A 20,215-nucleotide genomic window follows, 5' to 3' on the forward strand; every position below is an offset into this window, starting at 1 on the left:
CGTAATCTCGTTTATACTTCGATTTGATTAAGCCTTAACAGCCAATAACACCACATGCATCAACACGTGTTCCTCCACCTACAATAATTTCGAGGTGAACGTGTGGATAACTTGTTCGACCCGTCATACCAACATAACCAATGTTTTCACCCTTCGCAACCGTTTGACCTGCTTGGAAATATCCTGGGCTTGCCATATGCGCGTAGAGGGAACGGTATCCGTTACCATGGTCAATAACAATATAATTACCCCATCCACCTGGATCATAGGAGTTTGTAGTTACAACACCACGGTCAATCGCATAAATTGGACCGTATCCACTACCGTGTGTCGAGAAGTCAGTACCCGAGTGATTTGGATAACAACCATATCCACAGAGGACATAGGCATTGTCTAATGGCCAACGCCAAGCTCCACTACCTACTTTTGGTTCAACTTTAGTTCCATAACGAATGACACCACGAACTGGTTTCTTAGTTTCTTTACTTGAAATTTCTTTCGTTGAGATGGATGCACCATTTTCATAAACGTCTTCGTAAATAACATCTCGTGCACCATTTTGTTCCACAACGTCCACAACTTCTTTTCCTTCTGCAAGTTCTGGATCAGATTGATATACCGTTTTTTCAGGATAAACGGGTTCCGTCGTCATACGTTGTTTTGTTACGGTAACGGTAAATGGTGAGTCAAACTTACTTACTCGTAGTTCCGAACCGACTTCAAGCACTTGATTTACGTCTTTAATTTTATCAGCATTGATGGACTGAATTTGATTTACGTTCATTCCACTATGGTATGCAATACCTTCTAATGTATCAAACGGCTTAATTTTATACGTTTCAACTTTAGGATTATACCCATAACTAAGGAACGTAAGAATTTCCGTTTCATCTTTTAAAATTTTATCTTTCGTTGCCAGACCCCGCGTTACTTTAACGGTTTCTTTAACTTTTACATCGATGTCCTTCGTTCCATAATCGGTAATCGCTGGAATTTTTTTATTGTTTTTAATGGCATCAAATGTGCTTTCACTGGTAAAGTTCTGGATAAATTTATCGCGTGCCGAATCAAAATCTTCGGAGTTTTTTACGTAGATAATGGCTCCATTTGAAAACGTTACCTTATTTGCTTCAATCGCAAATAAATTTTCTTTATAAAGGTAGTCAAAAATATCATTATCGCGATCTTCATAAATATTAAAACTCATCTCATCGACTTGAATCAAGTCATCAATAAATCCAAGCTTTGAGTCTGGAAATTCTTCTTTATATTCATTTTCATATACTTCATCGAACATTTTTTGTAAGCGTGTTGAATCTTTAATAACGCCGACAAGTTTCTGTTCACGATAAAGTTTTGTAATAACCACTGGATTATCATTTACAGTAACTACTTCTTGAGGAAAAATCGCGGATGACGAATCGATTGCTTCATACGCGGTTTTTATTTCTGTTGCGGAAGTTGGCGACTTGTAAAGGTAACCCAATCCAATCGCAAAAAGAAATGCAACGGATATCATAATGAGGTTTTTATGTTTTTTCATATTACAATCTACCTCCTTCTCCGGCTACTCCATAAAATTTACTGATGGAAGCATTGAACATAAGGGTAATATCTGCCAATGCACCATTACGGTGTTTCGCCATTTTAAGTAATACTTCTTGTTGTTCTGGTTTTGGCATTTGAGGTGCGTCGTCATCCTCGCCTTCACGATCTTTATAGTAATCTTCTCGATATAAGAACATAACAATATCCGCATCTTGTTCAATTGAACCGGATTCACGTAAATCACTCAATTGAGGAATTTTACTGTCTCGTCGTTCTACTAAACGTGATAACTGAGACAGAGCAATAACTGGACAATCCATCTCACGAGCTAATTGTTTCAGTCCACGGGAAATTTCAGACACTTCTTGTTGACGGGATTCGGTTTTACCGCGTCCTGTAATTAACTGAATATAGTCAATTACAATCATATCGAGATTCCCTTCAGCTTTAAGTTTTCGACACTTCGAAAAGATTTCTGGAACGGTGATTGTTGAGCTATCATCAATAAAAATATTCAGTTTCGATAGAACATTCGCGCCAGCATAAACATTATTGAGTTGTTCATCATTGAGGTTGCCGGTTCGTAAATACTCACTTTTAACGGAAGATTGAGCACTTAACATCCGAGATATCAAATGTGTTGCAGGCATCTCAAGAGAAAAGATTGCCATACCTGCTTTTTCATCTTTGTTATGACGTGCAGCATTCAATGCCAGGTTCAACGCAAAAGCGGTTTTCCCTACAGAGGGACGCGCCGCCAAGATGATTAGGTCACCCCGTTGTAATCCATTGGTGACATTGTCCAAATGACTGTAATTTGTTTTCAAACCTGTAATACGATCATGATTATCACGAATACGATTTAGATTGTCGATTACTTCTCGTACAACATCACGACTTTGTTGCATCTCAGTCGTTCGACGGACACGCGTTACTTCTAAAATCCTCTGTTCTGCTTCATCAAGGAGTGCGGTAAGTTCTGTTGTAGAGTCAAACCCTTTTTCAGCGATAGACTGCCCAACATCGATAAGACGTCGCATCTGTGCTTTTTCTTGAACTACTTCGATATAATGCTTCACACTTGCTGGTGTCGCACTGTTTTCCGTAAGGGCAAATAAGTATTCAACACCACCTACACTATCAATTTCATGTTGATCTTTTAATCGTGTTATTAAAGTCGTCGCATCTAAAACACGACCACGTTCAATAATTTCCAACATATGAGAAAATATTTTTTGGTGCTCGGTATTATAAAAGTCATCGACTTGCATGTCATATTCTTCAACAACTGCAACAGACTCTGGAAACACCAATAGTGTTCCTAAAAGTGCCATCTCCGCGTCTTGACTGTAAGGCAATTTACGCATAGTTCCTCCTTTTATTCAGCAATTAATTTAACATGGATTTCTCCGGTTACATCTCCATACAATGTTGCTTGGATACGGTTCGATCCTAAATGAGTAATTGGACCATTTGGTTTAAATTTACGCTTATCTACTTTGATTTTGTGTTCTTTCTTCAATGCATCCTCTACTTGTTTTGTGGATACAGATCCAAATACACGACCCCCTTCACCCACTTTTACTTTAAATTCTAAAGTGATTTTTTCAAGTTCTTTTGCGAGTTCTTTCGCCTTTTCAATCTCTGCTTGCACTTCTGCAGCATGTTCTTTTTTTTGGTGGTCTAAAATTTCACGACTTTGATCACTTGCCATAACTGCAAGTTTATTGGGTAATAAAAAATTACGTGCATAACCGTCGGCTACCTCAACAATATCATTCTTCTTACCTACTTTTTTAACATCTTTTAATAGAATCAACTTCATATTATTCACTTTCCTCTCTTACATTTTCTATAGCTTTTTTCAACGATTCCACTACTTCATGAATCGACTGTCCTTTAATTTGAGCCGCGGCACCCGTAAAGTGTCCACCACCACCAAGGCGTTCCATCACAACTTGAACGTTAAGTTCTCCTTTTGAACGCGATGAGATGGCCACAATGTCTTCATCAACATAAGCAACCACAAATGAAGCCTCAACCTCTTTAACCGTGAGAATTTCATCAGCAGCTTGTGACATGAGTGGCCGTGGTAATAACTCATCTTTATAGGCCGCAATCACATAGTAATCATCGAAAAATTCACATTTGCTTAATACTTTATTCTTCATTTCAAAACTTTCATATTCATCTCGAAGCATGTTCTCAACTTCCATTAAGTCAGCGCCATATTTTCGTAACTCAGCAGCTGCTTGGAATGTTCGACTTCCACTTCGATTTCTAAATCGATTTGTATCAATCAACATCCCCGTATACATAAAGGTTGCTTCCAACTTTGAAATAACAACATTTCGACGGTGATATGGGAACAACTCAACAATTAGCTCACTTGCAGATGACGCGGAAGATTCAATATATGTTAGTGTTGGTTTAAACTTGAAATCACCCGTACGACGATGATGATCAATCACCACAATCGTTTCTGCTTTATCCACTAAATCCGGAAATTGACATTGTTGTAAGGAATGATGGTCTACCATAATAAGTAATGTATTGGGCCCAATAAGTTCGCGCGCCTTTTCATGTGTTACTAAATTGTGATCCTTCTCAAATTCTTCACGATGCTTTCGAATTCCGCCTGCAAGATTAACCTCAGTGTCCTCTAAATCAATCACAATAGATGCTTCTTTATTGTAAACTGAAACAATTGATGAGACACCCAAGGCACTACCGAAGCAATCAAAATCCATCATGCGGTGTCCTACAATTACGACATTACTGGATTCTAAAATATGTTCACCGAGGTTTTGAGCCATGACCCGTACACGAACCTTACTTCGTTTCTCCACAGCTTCAGTATTTCCACCAAAGTATCGCATTACTTCATTTTTAGTATTAATTGCAACCTGGTCACCACCACGACTCTGTGCCATTTCAAGTGCTTTATTCGACATATCTTCTAAATCTTTAAAATTATCACTGTGTCGTGCAAAAGCCAATGACAAGGTAATGCTTGCGTCAATTTTTGTAGCTTGTTTTCGAATTTCATTCACAATCGAGAATCGTTCACTCTCAAGTCGCTGAAACACTTGCTCATTGAGTACTAAAAGATAACGGTCTGGTCGAATACGACGCACAAACATCTCATGATTATCCGCCCATCGCACAACAGCCTGACGAATGTTTGAATCAATAAAGGCAATCGTTTGTTCTTCTTCGTACTGTGTTGTTTCTTCATAATTATCAAGGTGGGCAATTCCCAATACAACTTGGTTATTTTTATTAATAATTTCAAGTTCATTCAATTCGGTAACATCTTTAAAGAAAACGATGTTTTTCTGACCCATTGTTGATGCTTCAAAAACATGCGAATCAAAACGAATTGTCATGGTTTCTTGATTTCCTTTTATTATTTTCACAATTGATGGAAAAATATCGGTAACCAATTCTCCCGTTCCGAGAATATTAAGTTCATCAAAAAGTTCACTCATCCACGTTATTGTATTTTGATCATCAAGCGTAATAATCCCCATATTTGCATACTCAAAAGCGTACCGTGCTTCCTGACCTAATACATCCGCAACAGAGATAACACGCTCCTTACGACTTGTAATCGCGGTTGCAAAGATATAAAAGATAATCGCAAAATCAATCACAAGGAAAATGTATTGAACAACATATAAGTATTTATTAATAAAAACATGGAAAAAGAAGAGGACCACCAATTGGGTCAAAGTTAAAATCATTAAACGTGTTTTAAGAGTCTCAAATCGATTTGACATAATAAACCCCCTAGGTTTTCACCCTAAATTTTATCACAAAATAACACTATTTTCTATTGCGATGTAACATCACTAAAACGATGTCCGAACTCGTTTTAATAATAAAGAGCTCCATAGCCATTGTAAACAGAACCATACCGATGGAAATCCCATAAAGCACCCATGAATTGTGAACATTTAGTATTCCTTTCACAGATTGTATGATTTCTTGAAAATCCATACCGAATGCAGGTCCAAAATATCGAATCATTATAAAGTAAAACAATGCAATAACCGCTCCCATAACAAGATAACTCCGCGATGGGGAGGCATTCTTTTTCATACAGTAAACATACGCTAAGCCTACGGCACCATAACCCGCCATCATTAAAACAGTTGAGAAAAGCCCAGACATAATAACCGCCATAATGATACATGAGAGATAGACAACGAAAGCATCCGACCACTCACAATACGAACCATAAACAATTAAAGGCAGCGCAAGAAACGTCATAAAAAAACCTGCAGTTATACGATCAAAAAATAAAATAATACCTGTTAAAGCAACAGTCATTGCGCCATAAGTAAGACTCAATGTTTTCTTCATAATAGTATCCTCCATAAAGTAAAAACCTCTCGTTAGAGAGGCTTTTGTATATCTTAGTTATCTGATACGTATGGTAATAAAGCCATTTGACGAGCACGTTTAATAGCTGTTGCTAATGGACGTTGGTATTTAGCTTTTGTACCTGTAACACGTCTAGGAATAATTTTACCATTTGCTGAGATAAAGCGTTTTAGTAATTCCACATCTTTGTAATCGATTGTTTTTACGTTATTTTTTGTAAAATAGCAAACTTTACGACGTGGTCCACGGAATTTTCTGAATGACATAACAAATCTCCTTTCGATTAGAATGGAAGATCGTCACTGGTTATATCGAGAACAGGTTCATCATCCATTGAGAATGATGGGTCAGGATCTGGTTGATATGAAGGTGTATAACTTGATCCACCTTGATTTCCGCCTTGATTCTGATATTGACCTTGGCTTGCGCCTTGTTCTTGACGTTGTGCGCGTGATTCAAGTGACTGAAGTGTATCCACAACTACCTCTTGAACATACACACGTTTGCCAGTAGCATCTTCGTATGATCTCGATTGAATTCGACCTTCTAGCCCTACTAAAGCACCCTTTAGCAAGTAATTCGCCATGAAATCAGCTGTATGATTCCAAGCCACACAGTTAATGAAATCAGTTTCATCTTGTTGACCGAAGCGGCGGTTGCACGCTACAGTAAATGATACGACTGATTTACCTGTTTGTGTTTTACGAAGTTCTGGATCTCGAGTTAAACGACCCACTAATATAGTGCGATTAATCATAAATAATCACCCCTTGTGTTTTTGATTAGATTTCGTCTTGACGTACGATCATGTGACGGATTACATCGTTATTGATACGTGTTAAACGGTTAAATTCATTAACTGCTTCGTCACCTGATGTAAATTGAGTTACTACATAGTAACCTTTTTTGAAGTCTTCAATTTCGTATGCTAGTTCACGTAAACCCCATTCATTAACATCATCAATTGTTGCTCCGTTATCTGTTAAGATAGCGTGTAATTTAGCAATAACTGCTGTACGAGCTTCCTCGTCTAATGTAGGTTTCACGATGTACATTACTTCATATTTGCGCATTTGTACACCTCCTTCTGGTCTATGGCTCTTTCGAGCAAGGATATTTTTTTATATTTTATCCGTTCTTCATTATACCAAACAAAAAGGTCTATGTAAACCTATTCCGTCATCACTAAATAAGTTTCACAGACCTAATGTCCTAATCTTCTTTTTTAAGTATAAATCGACGATTTCGCGAATCGCCCGCTTCAACTGCAATCTTAACGTCTGAGAATGCGGAGACAACTTCTGAATCATCCATAAACGTTCCACCCGATCGATTTGCTTTCGCATAACAACTCAAAATAAATGAAGTGTGATATGCCTGTGGTGTTTGGGTTTGAATGAAAGAATCCGTATCAACTGTTGACTCAATATAACCATCTACAACTCGGCACATGCGGCTGGTAGGAGGTAACCCGAGTACACATGCTTTTTCAGTTTGCATACGCACAAGAAGTTTATCAATTAAACCTTGACGCAACCATGGACGTACTCCATCATGAATCAAAACAACATCTTCAGAGACGGCTGTTAGACCAATTAGCACACTCTCTTGACGTGTTTTCCCACCTTTAACATAAACAATTTTACCGCTTCCATTCGATTTCACAACACGTGTCATATCGGCAGAACTCGCAACAATTACGACTTGTTTACATTGCGTGTCATGCATAAACACGGAAATTGTCTGACCTAAAACACTTTTAGAGTCATTAAATGAGGCAAGTGCTTTTGCGTAACTTGCACCCTCTGCTGCTTTTTTTCCAGCGGCAACAATTAATACTGAATAATCCATAAGTCACCTCTTCTTTTTTAGTATTCTAACATATCACACGCTCGGATTAAAGGAATTCGTATTATTTACCAAACGCCTTGATTACAATCTCCACAAATTCATTTAAAGGATCTTCAAAAACTTGATTTTTCCGATAGCACAGAGTTATCGGTGTACGAATATCTGACTTGATATCGTTATAAATATAAAATACATCATCAATGAGAATTTCCGGTAAAAAACCAATTCCTAAATCTTGACTTACCGCAAATAGGATTGCTTCTGAATTCACAGCTTGCCATGTTGCTTGATAAACCAATCCATTTCTTAAAAGCAATTCTTCAAATGCATTCCGAATTGAGCTGCCCGGCTCTCGGAGCAAGACTCGATGTTGAAGTAATGACTCGAGTGTCGAAATATCAAATGGAGTTTTTGAGAAAAATTTTAGTTCATAAGAACCAAGATGGATCGTTTCAAAACCATCGTCTTGCATTGCACCTTCAATAATGGCAACATCGACTTTATCCTCAACCAACAGTTCAAGGACATCTTGAGCATTCGCAATCGTTGTTACTGTTTTATTGGTTGAATTCAATGCCTCAAAATCTTTAATAATATCCGGGAGTGTGGTCTTGGCAACCGTAATGCTGGAACCAATTCGTAATGGATTGGACTGATCCAATTTAAAAACATCTGACTCAAACTGATGATACCCTTTTAAAAAATGAGTAACCTGAACGTAAAATTGAGTACCAAACGGTGTTGGTTCGATTCCTCCTGATTTACGCACAAAAAGATTACGTTTTAAAACCGTCTCAAGTTCCTTAATTGCTTGCGATACAGCGGGCTGTGATATGTACAAAATCTCTGTAGCCTTTGTAATTGACTTTAATTCATAAACTGTCTTAAAAATTTTTAATAAACGGATATTCATGCCTTCCTCCATAACGATACGGTTATACCTTCATTCATTCTATCTATTATAATTATCTCTAAGAATTACCTATAATACAAGCGGAGGTTTTTATGAAGAAAATTACAAATTTCGAACTATTTTATACATCCTTTTTCTTATCCGCGGTGTCCTTTGGTGGTGGATACATAACCATCCCCATTTTACGTACAAAATATGTGGAAGAGAAACAATTAATCACCGAAGACACATTACAAGACCTAGCGGCGATTGCTCAATCTGCACCGGGTGCCATTTCCGTAAATCTTGCAACGGGTGTGGGCTATAAAATTAACGGTAAAGCTGGAGGCTTCGTCTCATTTATTGGCACCGTCTTGCCACCATTATTTATCATTTCAGTGATTACTTATTCTTATGATTTTTTTATGGGCCAGCCCCTTATCCAAGCAATTTTTAAGGGATTAGAGGTTGGTGTTGCTGTCATTATGGTGCGCCTTGTCATCGACATGGTGAAGGATCTATACCAAAGAGATCAAAAATCCGCAATCATGTTTTATGCTACGGGATTAATCCTTTCGCTGGTGTTCAAAATACACATTGTTTTTATTCTTATCCTCAATTTTATGTTTGTATATCTTTTAAACCGATGGGAGCTGCGCCATGTTAGCGTTGATTAAATTGTTTGTAGAATTTTTATATGTAGGATTGTTTAGTTTAGGTGGTGGTTATGCAACCATTCCTTTGATTGAAAATCGAATTATCAATGTCCATGGTTGGATTACCACCCATGAGTTTATCAATATGATAACCATCTCCCAAATGACACCCGGTCCGTTAACAGTAAACATCTCCACTTTTGTAGGACTAAACATTGCTGGAGTTCCTGGGGCCATGACCGCAACCTTGGGTTGTGTCCTAATCGGCGTCGTATTGACCCTTACTGTGTATCGTTCCTACGTTAATGCGACTCACAAAAAACTTTGGGAAATTATTCTTAAGTCATTACGTATTAGTTCTGCTACACTGATCAGCCTTGCAACGGTAACCATTTTTTCCATGTTAATCCTAAAAGAAAGTCAGTTTAGTGCTTTGACCGTTGTGTCATTTGCAATCGTGCTTGGCTTAAGTTATAAATTTAAGCTTCAAACTACTCATATTCTTATTGTATCGGCTTGTCTTGGTTTACTATGGCTTTTATAAAAAAGATACTAACGCTGTGTTAGTATCTTTTTTCTTTTATCTTTTTTTCATATGTGGGAACAACAAGACGTCACGAATGCTTGCGCTGTCTGTTAAGAGCATAATGAGGCGGTCTAAACCGATACCGATTCCACCTGTTGGTGGCATTCCGTATTCTAACGCTTCAACATAATCAACATCCATCTCATTCGCTTCTTCGTTTCCAAGTTCACGTTCACTCAATTGACTCTCAAAGCGCTCACGTTGATCGATTGGATCATTAAGCTCGGAGAATGCATTCGCATATTCACGTGCATCAATAAACATCTCAAATCGATCAGTAAAACGAGGATCTTCAGGATTTTTCTTTGCTAATGGTGATACTTCGACAGGATGACCATAAACAAATGTAGGTTGAACGATCTTCTCTTCACAGAATGTTTCAAAGAACTCATTTACAACATGACCAAATGATAATTGATGTTTTGCCATATTAATATTATGTTCTTTCGCAATCGCAACAGCTTCTTCATCTGATGTAACATTCCAAAAATCAATACCAGTTACATCTTTAATTAAGTCGACCATATGTACACGACGGTATGGTCCTTTCAAAGAAAGTTCTGTACCCTGATATACAATTTCAGTGGTTCCTAAAACTTCATGCGCAAGGTATTCAAGCAAACCTTCACTGATATCCATCATGTCATACATATCTGCGTATGCGACATAAGCTTCAATTGTTGTAAATTCTGGGTTATGTTTTGGACTCATTCCTTCATTTCGGAATAAACGACCAATTTCATAAACACCTTCCATACCACCAACGATTAAGCGTTTTAAAGGAAGTTCTGTCGCAATTCTTAAGTAAAATTCCATATCTAATGTATTGTGGTGTGTCACAAAAGGACGTGCAGCTGCACCAGATAAGATTGGTGTTAAAACAGGAGTTTCAACTTCAACCAAACCGCGATCATCGAAAAATTTTCGAATGGAACGCATAATTAACGGACGCAACATGGCAGTCCGGCGTGAGTCTTCGTTCATAATTAAATCTAAATAACGACGACGGTAGCGTTCTTCTTTATCTTGGAGACCATGAAATTTATCAGGTAATGGTCGCAATGCTTTGGTAAGGTGTGTTATTTCACTTGCTTTAACGGATAATTCACCGTGATTAGTACGGAAAATTGTTCCTTCAACACCTAAAATATCCCCTAAATCAAGCTCCTTAAAGTACTCAAATGCTAAGTCTCCAACGGTATCTTTTCGAACGTAAACTTGGATTTGTCCATCACGATCTTGAAGATGCATAAAACCCGCTTTACCCATAACACGTTTCGTCATAACACGACCTGCTATTTTAGTTGTCGCTTCCAATTCTGCGAGTTCTTCTTTTGATTTGCTATCGTAAGCACCAACAATGTCGGATGAGCGTTCTTCAGGTTTAAATCCACTCGCAAAAGGATTAATACCTTGTTCACGCAAAGCCTCCATTTTCTCACGACGAACAATTTCTTGTTCTGTTAATTCATGTCCCATATTATCACTCTTTCTTATGTAAATAATCTGATTCTATCTTATCAAATTCTACCAATGAATTCATCTAATTTAGTGAAACGGCCGTTAAAATCACACATAACAACAATTTATTCTTAATACTATCGCAAGCATCTAACTAATATGAAACAAATTCATCGCTTTTCGTGTTGTATCATACCATAATTTATGGTTTCTGTGTATTCGTATTCCCCAAATTCAAGAAGATACAATCTAGTTCTTCTTGCGTTCGCAAATGATTTCATTTAAATCGTCTTCACTAAATTCATATTTTGAATGACAATAATGGCATTCTAAAACGGCCCCTTTATCTTCCGCAATAAGTTCTTTAAGCTCGTCCGTACTTAAGGTACGTAAGACATCCGCCATCTGTTCTTTATTACATCCGCAATAATATTGCGTATCCGTTGTTTCAAGAATCAAAACATCACTAAATAGGTCTGCACACACTTCAATCGCATCTTTTTCAATCATAAGATTTGATACAGGCGGAAGCTTAGCAAGTGTTTTTTCAATTTCCAAAATATCTTCTTCTGTTGCGGAAGGAAGAACCTGAATTAAAATTGCACCTGCAGATTTAATGGATAGATCTTCATTAACTAAGACACCCACTGAAACCGCTGATGGAATTTGCTCACTCTGTGCATAATAATAAGCAAAGTCATCACCAATTTCACCTGATTGAAGTTCTACTTGAGAACTGAACGCCATTCCATCTAACACATCATGTGTTACACGAAGGGTTCCATTACCGATGGATCCACCAACATCAAGTTTACCAATGCTGTTTACTTTATGTACATGAGGATTTGATACAAGACCTCGCACAAACCCCTTGTTATCTGCATTAACAAGAATATGGCCTAATTCGCCATCACCACGAATTTCAATAACTAATTTCTCATCATCATTTTTTAATGTTGTTCCCATGATTGCACCAATACTGAGGGTGCGACCTAGTGCAGCGGATGCAGCCGGATAGGTCCCATGAAGTTCATGTGCTTTTTGCACGAGATTTGTTGTTTTGGCCACAAAAATTCGAACATTGCCATTTAGCGCCATTGCGCGAACGATTTTATCACTCATCATTATCTCCTTTTTCTTAAAAAAGCCCCAACGAATTGGGGCTCCCTCTAAGCTTAAATTTCTGTATCAATTGTTGTGTCAGGTTCTTGAACTGTTTCGCTGACAACTTCAGCTGCAATCACACCATCGTCGTTGGCTTCACGGCCTTCAACAATATTTTGAATTTGTTCTGCAGTAATTGTTTCATATTCAAGAAGTGCTTCAACAATACGATCAAGTAGATCACGGTTTTCTTCAATAAGTTTTCGTGCATCTTCTTTACATTGATCAATAATATGACGAACTTCTTTATCAATTTCAAATGCAATTTGACCGGAGTAGTTTTGCGGTTGAGAAATATCTCTTCCTAAGAAAACATTTCCATCGTTACTATCATATTGAATTGGTCCTAAGTCACTCATACCATATTGAGTAACCATTGCACGTGCAATTTTGGTAGCGGATTGAATATCAGAGTATGCACCTGTAGAAATTTCATTAAAGACAATTTCCTCAGCAACACGACCACCAAGATACCCTGTGATTTTACCCATTAAGTCTGAACGACTTTGTGTAAAGGTTTCTTCACGAGGTGTCATCAAGTTATAACCACCTGCTTGTCCACGTGGAATAATTGTGACTTTTTGTACTTTATCAGCACTTTTTAGTTTAATACCAATAATTGCATGACCGGTTTCGTGAACCGCAACCATATAACGTTCTTTTTCAGTATATTTTTTCGATTTTTTAGCAGGTCCCATAATAACACGGTCAATCGCCTCATCGATAATATCGGTCGTGATTTCCGTTTTATTTTCTCGAACCGAAAGAATTGCTGCTTCGTTCAATACGTTTTCAAGATCAGCTCCTGAGAACCCTGGAGTACGACGCGCAATGTGTTTGAGGACAACATCATCTGCAATTTTTTTATTGCGTGCATGAACTTGTAAGATTTCAGTACGACCTTTTACATCAGGTAACCCAACCGTAATTGTGCGGTCAAATCGTCCTGGTCTAAGCAACGCAGGGTCTAAGACATCATCACGGTTTGTGGCCGCTAATACAAGAACCCCTGAATTTTCTTCAATACCGTCCATCTCAACGAGAAGTTGGTTAAGTGTTTGTTCACGTTCATCGTGTCCACCACCCATACCAGCACCACGTTGGCGTCCGACAGCATCAATTTCATCGATGAAAATAATGCAAGGCGCTGTTGCTTTTGCTTTTTTAAACATATCACGAACACGACTCGCACCAACACCCACAAACATTTCCACAAAGTCAGATCCGGAGATTGCATAGAATGGTACATCTGCTTCTCCAGCAGCTGCTTTCGCGAGCAATGTTTTACCCGTTCCTGGAGGGCCTACAAGAAGCATCCCTTTTGGAATTCGAGCTCCCATCGCTTCAAAGCGTTTTGGATGACGTAAGTACTCAATTAGCTCTTCCATTTCTTGTTTTTCTTCTTCAGCACCGGCTACATCCTTAAAGCGAACTTTAATATCACCTTGGACCTTAGCACGAGATTTACTGAATTCAAAGGCTTTATTATTACCACCATTTCCCATTTTTGAGAAAAGGAAGAACATAAATCCACCCAATAAGATGTAAGGAATGATTACAAGCAAGAAATCCACAAAGAAATTACTTTCATTTGGGTCTGCTGTCAACATTGCGGCATCTTTCTCAGCAAGTAACTTCGTTACTGCGTTAAGTTGTTCTGGTGTATTGGGTAAACGTGTTGAAAATCCAATCTTACGATCATTTTCAACATACACACCTGTAATATCAATAACATTATTATTTGGTTTAATAATTGTATTTTCAACTTTTTTTGTTTCTACAACACTGTAGAATTCTTTAACAGGTAAAACTTTTTGTGTTTGATGTGCAGCTAACTGCATGATAACAAGTGCCATCATTACAGTCATTACCATCAAGATAATATTATTCTTTTTATTGTTTTTCAACGGGATTCACTCCTTACTTATAGACTGTATCTTTTAATATTCCAATGTATGGTAATTGTCTATATTTTTCATAATAGTCCATACCAAAACCGATTACAAATAGGTTCTCGATTTCAAACCCAATAAAGTCAGCATATACATCAACTTCACGACGTGATGGTTTGTCCAACAATGTGATAACTTTTACATCATTAGCGCCCTTATTCATTAAGAGTTTAATAACTGCCTTTAGGGTATTTCCTGTATCCACAATATCTTCTACAAGTAAGATATTCGTGCCTTTAATTGAACGATCCAAATCTTTTAAAATTCGAATATCGCGTGATGATTCCGTACCTTCGTAACTTGAAACATCCATGAAATCAAATTCGATATCAAGGTCGATATACTTAATGAGGCGTGCAAGGAATGGTACGGATCCTTTTAAAAGTGCCACAAGTACGAGCGGACCTTCTACATTTTTATAATGTTCTGTGATAACTTGTCCGAGTTCTTCACATCTTTTTTCAATTTCTTGTTCACTAATCAAAATACTCTCTACATCTTGGTGCATACTATAAATAATCCTCCTGCGATAACTATAATTCTAACATAAAAAGATTGGGATTGTTAGAGTAATGATGCGCATCACAACCCATTCCCACAACAAACACAATTTGTTGCGAAGAATTCACAATAACAGGGCACAATTCACGTTCATGACGTGGTATTTTTCGATCAATAAAGAATCGATTTAATGACTTCGTTCCAAACCGCATTTTAATTGCATCTCCCTCACGGGCATTTCGAATCACAATTGGAAAATCAGATTCAGAAAGGGTTACACCTTGAATCGTTTGACCCGTCTTACTTAAGATAAAATGATTCGTAGATTCATACCTTATCTCATTATAGTGATATTCAAATGCAGCGTTTTTTGCAAGGGATAGTTCACCATAACTTGAACTCAGCCGCATGTCCCCAAACTGGAGAAATGCCTTTTCTTGCAGAATGAGTTCATCAAGTTCTTTCAGAAAACGTCCACTCATTGTATGCGTATCGACTCCATGTTGTGACATCCACAAACGAAGCACGCGTGTCCGTATTCCATCCTGGATTAGAGCATACATATCGACCTTAACTTTAGAACCCAATTGTAAGGCGATACTCCTCACTATTTTACTCCTTTTTTCACCACATTGCTTTGCAGCAACCATTTCTTTAACTAAACTTTCATATGATGCCTTATCCAACTTCGAAATCTCATGACGTATTTGGTTGCGTGTATAGTCAAGACTTAAATTCGATTCATCAATACCAAAATGAATTTGCTGTTCTTCACAATACTTAAGAATCATTGCTTTTGTCATATCCAAAAGCGGACGCCAAACTGTAATCCCCATGATTTGTGTATACTCGGCCAAGCCAATGTGCTCACTTTCCATATTTCGTTTTTTTTGGAAAAGATACGTCTCCAAATCATCGTTAAAGTGGTGGGCAACCGCGACGCCTTCGGCTTGATACTTATTTACAAGATTTCTAAAGAAGGCATAACGAAACTCCCGCGCTTGGTGTTGAAAATTATGGTTTTGACCATCATCGATATAGTTCAAGCATTCGAATGTGATCTGATGCTTTTCACAATATGCTTTGACGATGTCTTCGTCACGTTGACTTGTTTCTCTTTTACCATAGTTAACATGGGCCGCAACACAATCTATGCCTTGTTGCGAAAGTTTATCGAGAAGGGCCATTGAATCAGGGCCTCCCGATACACCTACAATCCATTGTTTATGCATCTTCACTTACCTCCATACCAAACGTTTCTTTTATAATTAGATCACGAATTTCTTTAAACATCGGTCCATTCGGATCAATTCGTCCATTAATTGAAATCACTCTTGCTGAATTAACATATTTACAATCGTTAAGGAAGAGTACCGAAGACTTATTTAGACCCGGAATCTGCCCAATGTAATATAAATGGCGCTTTCCCAACTGATTAATATTGCGCGCCTGCTGAATAATTTCATAATTTGAAGTCATCGGCACGACAAATAGTTTATAGTTGAAAATTCCCATAACCAATCCAAAATGTTGATAACCGGCTTCATTGATAAAAGCCTGCCCAAACTCCATAAAACAGATATCCCCAATCGATACACTCAAATTCAACGATTCACACGACCAATTTTTTTGCCGACACATTCGATTCAGACCACTGATACATTCTTTTCGAATATAGTAGGGTGGCAACAGATAAATATAACTTCGATATGTATTTAAATAATCTTCAACCGTCCGATGAATGGACCGGTTTTCACATTTTTTTAGCCAACCAGGTTCTAGTTTCATCATAAAAATCCCTCCGAAACTAGATAATCTTTTAATAGAATACTCCCTAAATAAAAAGAGCCATTGGCTCTTTTTAAAACACTTAGTTGTAATTATCGTACTAAGTCTAAGTTTTCTAACATGATTCCTGTTCCTTCAGCTACACAAGTTAATGCGTTTTCAGCAACATAAACTGGAATACTTAATTCATGTGAAATTAATTCATCAAGGCCATGTAATAGAGCACCACCACCTGTAAGGACAATTCCTCGTCCTACAATATCTGCTGATAATTCAGGAGGTGTTTGTTCAAGAACAGTACGGCATGCGCGAACAATATCTTGAAGACTTTCGTGCATTGCATTCGCTGTTTCTTCCGCTTTTAATGTAATTGTATTTGGAAGACCTGTAACTAAATCGCGACCACTGACCGCAATTGTAGTTTGTTCCATGTCTTTGACACTGTCAATACGAGCAGTTCCAATATGTGTTTTAATTTCTTCAGCGGTACGATCACCAATTAAAAGTTTATAAGTATCTTTAACATATTTGATAATGTCATGATCTAAACGGTCTCCCGCAACTTTTAGTGAGGTACTTGTTACGATTTCTCCAAGTGAAAGGATTGCAACATCCGTTGTTCCTCCACCTATATCTAAAACCATTGATCCCGCTGGTTTAGAAATATCAAGATTTGCTCCTACTGCAGCAACCTTTGGTTCCTCTTCGATGTAAACACGTTTTGCACCTGCACGGTAAGCAGCATCACTGATCGCTTTACGTTCTACAGATGTAATGTTTGATGGACAGCAAATTAAAATTGTTGGTCGAGAAAACATCCCCTTCAGGTTTAATTTTCTAACAAAATATTGAAGCATCATTTCTGTCACTTCAAAATCTGCAATAACCCCATCCTTCAATGGACGAATTGCTAGAACACGTCCTGGTGTACGTCCTAACATATCTTTTGCTGATTGTCCTACAGCAAGGCATTTTTTAGTTTCAGCATCAATGGATACTACAGAAGGTTCGTCTAAAACGACGCCTTCGCCTTTTACATAAATTAAAATATTTGCGGTACCTAAGTCAATTCCGACTGCTTTTGAAAACATTCTTTGTCCTCCAATTCTCTCGTCTTTTCTACATGAAATAAGCGAATGATAATCCCATTAAAAACTGCGCTACAACATAACCTAATCCAAGAGATAAGAATATGTAGAGTAATTGAATACGCGTTTCACTACCTTTTCGCATCACTTTATGAAAATCAATCCCACTGAGCGCATACGCACTTGCGAGAAAACATACGAAATATAAAACAATTCTTTGGATATCATGCATAATTATTCACCTATATTACTATACCAAATAACACATCGAAATTCCATTGATAATATAAAATAACAAAATTTACGATATTCTTGTTTTTCGTTCATTCCAGAAGTCCCTTTGCACTTAAATTCATTCCAATTGCTCCCAAAGGTGTTGTCATTAAAATCGCAAGCACAGATAACGCAAGAATTACATCGCCATGTGCCAATCCAAGCGCCAAGGGTGTACCACCAATCGCGGCTTGAACTGTTGCCTTTGGTATGTATGAAATTGCTACAAAAACGCGTTCCTTAAGCTTTAAATCTGTTCTAATCAATGAAATAAACACACCGACCATACGCATCAAAAGAGCACCAATAATGATCACAACTCCGATTATACCCGATGACTGCGCGGCTTTAAAATCCACTTGCGCACCAACCAGCACAAAAAGAAACACCTCCGCAACCATCCAGAGTGAATCCATCGCCTGCGAAAGATAATCCGATATCTGTGGATTATACTCTTTAATTGTTATGGCACTCACCATAATTCCTAGAAGTGATGCAACCGGAAAGACGCTTTCTGTTTTTTGTAAAACAAAAGCGAGAAAGAGTAGAAGGACTACCGTGTATTTTGTATGCTTCCCCAATGCACTGATAAGGCGCCCCAGCATTACCCCGGAAATAATTCCAGAAACTATCATTACGGGTAATCTAAGCATAATTTGAAGCATTGAGGCCGTCCTTGCAGTCGCAAGACTTAGAAAAACAGAGAAAATTGAGATAGCGACTACATCATCCACGGAAGCTCCAGCCAATATGAGTGTCGGAATCTTTTTTTCTGTGCCTATTTGGCTCTTTTCAAGATAAACCATCATGGGAACAACAACAGCCGGTGACACCGCGGCCAAAATAAACCCCATCATCCCGCCTTGTATTACAGTGAATCCCAATAAGTAGACACTTAGAGCCATTACCGTCACCGCCTCAAAAACTCCCGGTACAAAGCTTAGAAGTAACGCTGGTCGACCCACGTGCATAAGATTTTCGCGATCAATCCCAAACCCCGCCCTTAACAGAATAATGATCAGAGCGACACCTCTAATGTCGGGGGATAACCCTTGAATCGTTGGATGAATCCAATCCAACCCAAAAGGCCCTATAACCATTCCCATAAGAACCAACAAAATCAACGGTGGTAGGTGTAGTCTTAGTCCTACCTTTTTCAAAAGAAAACCTAAAGCAATAATTAACACGATTGTATAAATCATAACGCCTCCATAAAAAAACTCCTACAAAAAGACCCTATGGTCTATGTAGGAGTTATCAGCTGTCGCAATTATGGTGAACTCCATCACCGTTTTTAATATTATAACAGATTTTATCGACTTTGAATCGTCTTGATAAACACTTTGAGTTTTTCCTCACTCACACCCTCGAAGGCACCTAAATCACTATAAGCATACGATACCGTATCATTTTGAGTTGTCGGGTCCAAATACCACGTTTTAAATGAGCTGTGAAGTTGTGTAATCCCTGTTTTATCCACAATTTCTAAAGCGTTGTGCTCATTCACGCCTGCACCCACACAAAATTCAATTTTCCCAGAATACTTCGCATTAAGGTCTGCCAATAAATCGGTGCCCGCGCCTGCCTGAGCTTGTAGACCACTTGTTAATACACGATCAACCCCACAAGCAATTAAATCTTCGATTGCTTGAACGGGATCGTTCACACAATCAAAAGCACGATGAAATACAGATTCAATTCCTGCACTTTTACACATCGCTACGAATTGTTGGGTTCGTTCTTTATTTACTGAGGCATCTTCATTTAGAAACCCAAAAACCAAACCGTCGGATCCACTTTGAATTAAGCGCTTTGCATCAAGAACCATTGTCTCAAACTCTATCATAGAGTAAAAAAATCCGCCGCCGCGGGGACGAACCATCGTAATAATTGGTAACGTCGTATATTTTTTCGCTGATATAAGCATGCCCACACTCGGTGTTAAACCACCGAGATAAAGACCACTGTTTAGTTCAATACGATTTGCACCGCATGCATTCGCAACAATACAATCTTCTACACTTCCTGCACACACTTCCACAATCATGGTGAACCCCTCCTTTTAG

The 20,215-nt window shown here is 38.1% G+C and carries 22 protein-coding genes and 1 riboswitch; of the genes, 2 read left to right on the forward strand and 20 right to left on the reverse strand.

Annotated features, from left to right (window positions below):
• Positions 1-34: 34 nt before the first annotated feature.
• The 10 genes from AAG186_RS08190 to AAG186_RS08235 all read right to left on the reverse strand — a co-directional run bounded on the left by AAG186_RS08190 (position 35) and on the right by AAG186_RS08235 (position 8,701).
• A complete protein-coding gene (locus AAG186_RS08190; RefSeq protein ID WP_125163983.1) occupies positions 35-1,543 on the reverse strand; it encodes a M23 family metallopeptidase in 1,509 nt (502 codons plus the stop codon).
• A gap of 1 nt (position 1,544) precedes the next feature.
• A complete protein-coding gene (gene dnaB, locus AAG186_RS08195; protein ID WP_342621628.1) occupies positions 1,545-2,915 on the reverse strand; it encodes a replicative DNA helicase in 1,371 nt (456 codons plus the stop codon).
• 11 nt (positions 2,916-2,926) lie between these two features.
• Positions 2,927-3,373 carry a 50S ribosomal protein L9 gene (gene rplI / locus AAG186_RS08200; protein ID WP_125163981.1) on the reverse strand — a complete coding sequence of 149 codons (447 nt, stop codon included), beginning with the start codon at positions 3,371-3,373 and terminating at the stop codon, positions 2,927-2,929.
• 1 nt (position 3,374) lies between these two features.
• On the reverse strand, positions 3,375-5,330 hold the full coding sequence (locus AAG186_RS08205; RefSeq protein ID WP_161636813.1) for a DHH family phosphoesterase: 1,956 nt from the start codon (positions 5,328-5,330) through the stop codon (positions 3,375-3,377).
• A gap of 46 nt (positions 5,331-5,376) precedes the next feature.
• Positions 5,377-5,916 carry a DUF2232 domain-containing protein gene (locus AAG186_RS08210; RefSeq protein ID WP_161636814.1) on the reverse strand — a complete coding sequence of 180 codons (540 nt, stop codon included), beginning with the start codon at positions 5,914-5,916 and terminating at the stop codon, positions 5,377-5,379.
• Between the two features lie 53 nt (positions 5,917-5,969).
• Positions 5,970-6,203, reverse strand: coding sequence for a 30S ribosomal protein S18 (gene rpsR, locus AAG186_RS08215; RefSeq protein ID WP_003774357.1), 234 nt, complete (start codon positions 6,201-6,203; stop codon positions 5,970-5,972).
• Positions 6,204-6,220: 17 nt separating this feature from the next.
• A complete protein-coding gene (gene ssb, locus AAG186_RS08220) occupies positions 6,221-6,694 on the reverse strand; it encodes a single-stranded DNA-binding protein (RefSeq protein WP_342621629.1) in 474 nt (157 codons plus the stop codon).
• A 25-nt stretch (positions 6,695-6,719) separates the two neighbouring features.
• Entirely contained in the window at positions 6,720-7,010 is a 291-nt protein-coding gene (rpsF, locus tag AAG186_RS08225; RefSeq protein ID WP_018580287.1) for a 30S ribosomal protein S6, read from the reverse strand.
• A gap of 139 nt (positions 7,011-7,149) precedes the next feature.
• Positions 7,150-7,788, reverse strand: a complete 639-nt coding sequence (locus AAG186_RS08230) for a 2-C-methyl-D-erythritol 4-phosphate cytidylyltransferase (protein ID WP_161636815.1) — start codon at positions 7,786-7,788, stop codon at positions 7,150-7,152.
• Positions 7,789-7,849: 61 nt separating this feature from the next.
• On the reverse strand, positions 7,850-8,701 hold the full coding sequence (locus AAG186_RS08235) for a LysR family transcriptional regulator (protein WP_342621631.1): 852 nt from the start codon (positions 8,699-8,701) through the stop codon (positions 7,850-7,852).
• A 92-nt stretch (positions 8,702-8,793) separates the two neighbouring features.
• Between AAG186_RS08235 and AAG186_RS08240 the strand changes: the two genes are divergently transcribed.
• Positions 8,794-9,357 carry a chromate transporter gene (locus tag AAG186_RS08240; RefSeq protein WP_331836625.1) on the forward strand — a complete coding sequence of 188 codons (564 nt, stop codon included), beginning with the start codon at positions 8,794-8,796 and terminating at the stop codon, positions 9,355-9,357.
• The gene (locus tag AAG186_RS08245) at positions 9,341-9,880 is read left to right on the forward strand and encodes a chromate transporter (protein WP_331836624.1); all 540 of its coding nucleotides are present in this window, start codon (positions 9,341-9,343) and stop codon (positions 9,878-9,880) included. The genes AAG186_RS08240 and AAG186_RS08245 overlap by 17 nt, the downstream gene beginning before the upstream one ends.
• 36 nt (positions 9,881-9,916) lie before the next feature.
• Here the strand turns inward: AAG186_RS08245 and lysS are convergent, their stop codons facing one another.
• From lysS to AAG186_RS08295, 10 genes are all read right to left on the reverse strand, one after another.
• Entirely contained in the window at positions 9,917-11,401 is a 1,485-nt protein-coding gene (gene lysS / locus AAG186_RS08250) for a lysine--tRNA ligase (RefSeq protein ID WP_342621632.1), read from the reverse strand.
• A 231-nt stretch (positions 11,402-11,632) separates the two neighbouring features.
• Entirely contained in the window at positions 11,633-12,505 is an 873-nt protein-coding gene (gene hslO, locus AAG186_RS08255; protein WP_161636820.1) for an Hsp33 family molecular chaperone HslO, read from the reverse strand.
• Between the two features lie 53 nt (positions 12,506-12,558).
• Entirely contained in the window at positions 12,559-14,454 is a 1,896-nt protein-coding gene (gene ftsH / locus AAG186_RS08260; RefSeq protein WP_161636821.1) for an ATP-dependent zinc metalloprotease FtsH, read from the reverse strand.
• A 13-nt stretch (positions 14,455-14,467) separates the two neighbouring features.
• Positions 14,468-15,007: a hypoxanthine phosphoribosyltransferase gene (gene hpt / locus AAG186_RS08265; protein WP_161636822.1), complete on the reverse strand. Its 540-nt coding sequence runs from the start codon at positions 15,005-15,007 to the stop codon at positions 14,468-14,470.
• 25 nt (positions 15,008-15,032) lie between these two features.
• Positions 15,033-16,232, reverse strand: coding sequence for a tRNA lysidine(34) synthetase TilS (gene tilS / locus AAG186_RS08270; protein ID WP_342621633.1), 1,200 nt, complete (start codon positions 16,230-16,232; stop codon positions 15,033-15,035).
• Complete coding sequence (locus AAG186_RS08275) at positions 16,225-16,791, reverse strand: hypothetical protein (RefSeq protein WP_342621634.1); 567 nt, start codon at positions 16,789-16,791, stop codon at positions 16,225-16,227. Before AAG186_RS08275 ends, tilS begins: the two co-directional genes overlap by 8 nt.
• 89 nt (positions 16,792-16,880) lie before the next feature.
• Positions 16,881-17,879 (reverse strand): rod shape-determining protein, encoded by a 999-nt coding sequence (locus tag AAG186_RS08280; protein ID WP_003774334.1) that lies wholly within the window; start codon positions 17,877-17,879, stop codon positions 16,881-16,883.
• Positions 17,880-17,907: 28 nt separating this feature from the next.
• Positions 17,908-18,108, reverse strand: coding sequence for a DUF1146 domain-containing protein (locus AAG186_RS08285; protein WP_018580299.1), 201 nt, complete (start codon positions 18,106-18,108; stop codon positions 17,908-17,910).
• A 91-nt stretch (positions 18,109-18,199) separates the two neighbouring features.
• Positions 18,200-19,351, reverse strand: coding sequence for a cation:proton antiporter (locus tag AAG186_RS08290; RefSeq protein WP_342621636.1), 1,152 nt, complete (start codon positions 19,349-19,351; stop codon positions 18,200-18,202).
• Positions 19,352-19,390: 39 nt separating this feature from the next.
• A riboswitch (Fluoride riboswitch) is annotated at positions 19,391-19,448 on the reverse strand.
• Positions 19,449-19,461: 13 nt separating this feature from the next.
• Entirely contained in the window at positions 19,462-20,196 is a 735-nt protein-coding gene (locus AAG186_RS08295) for a copper homeostasis protein CutC (RefSeq protein WP_342621637.1), read from the reverse strand.
• Between the last annotated feature and the right edge of the window lie 19 nt (positions 20,197-20,215).

This window comes from Erysipelothrix sp. P66, from assembly GCF_038682365.1.
GTDB classification, from domain to species: domain Bacteria; phylum Bacillota_I; class Bacilli_A; order Erysipelotrichales; family Erysipelotrichaceae; genus Erysipelothrix; species Erysipelothrix piscisicarius.